At 58.6% G+C, this 868-nt stretch carries 1 protein-coding gene; it reads right to left on the bottom strand.

From position 1 onward, the window contains the following. Positions 1-197 precede the first annotated feature (197 nt). Positions 198-868: IS21-like element helper ATPase IstB (gene istB, locus GOB86_RS15590; RefSeq protein ID WP_198912062.1), on the bottom strand; the 671-nt coding region annotated here is incomplete at its 5' end.

Here is an 868-nt window from a genome sequence, read left to right as displayed (position 1 = left end):
ATCAATGGTCTCTGGAGCTGTCAGGGTTTCAGCCCTGCCGATGGCGTCCTGGAGGCGGGGCCAGTCAATTCCCGTAATGGCAGACAGTGAATCAACACCCTGATCACGCGCTGTTGATTTTCACTGAGAACTGACCCGGGTTTTTCATCAGGAATTGACCCAGCCAGATGCTATTTCAGGCATAGTCGGGCGGGCGGTCAAGAAGAGGATTTATCCTTCCTGTTTTTTGACGCGGCGGTGCTGGCGCGGAACCTGTAGCTGTCATTTCCTGTCTCGAGGATATGACAGTGATGGGTCAGCCGATCGAGGAGCGCCGTCGTCATCTTCGGGTCACCAAAGACGTCTCCCCATTCACTGAAGCTCAGATTGGTTGTGATGATGACACTGGTGCGCTCATAGAGGCGGCTGAGCAGATGGAACAGCAGGGCGCCCCCAGACGCGCTGAAGGGGAGATAACCGAGTTCATCAAGGATCACGAGATCCAGGCGGAGCAGCCTGTCGGCAATCTGCCCGGCCCGATTGGCAGTCTTCTCCTGTTCAAGAGCATTGACCAGATCGACCGTTGACCAGAAGCGCGCCTTCTTGCGGTGATGGGTAATCGCCTGGATGGCCAGGGCGGTCGCCAGGTGGGTTTTCCCGGTTCCCGGGCCGCCGATCAGCACGACATTTTCGGCACGCTCGATGAAGTCCCCGCCATGAAGCTGGCGGACCATGGGCTCGTTGACCTGGGTGTCGGCAAAGGAGAACCCAGACAGGTCCTTGTAGGCGGGGAACCGGGCTGTCTTTGTCTGGTAGGCGATGGAGCGCACTTCGCGTTCGGCCAGTTCCGCCTTCAGAAGCTGCGAGAGAATGGGGATGGCCGCCCCGA

The organism is Acetobacter lambici (genome assembly GCF_011516885.1).
Taxonomy (GTDB): domain Bacteria; phylum Pseudomonadota; class Alphaproteobacteria; order Acetobacterales; family Acetobacteraceae; genus Acetobacter; species Acetobacter lambici.
Note: the sequence above shows the minus strand (reverse complement) of the source record. Positions and strands in the feature narration are given on the sequence as shown.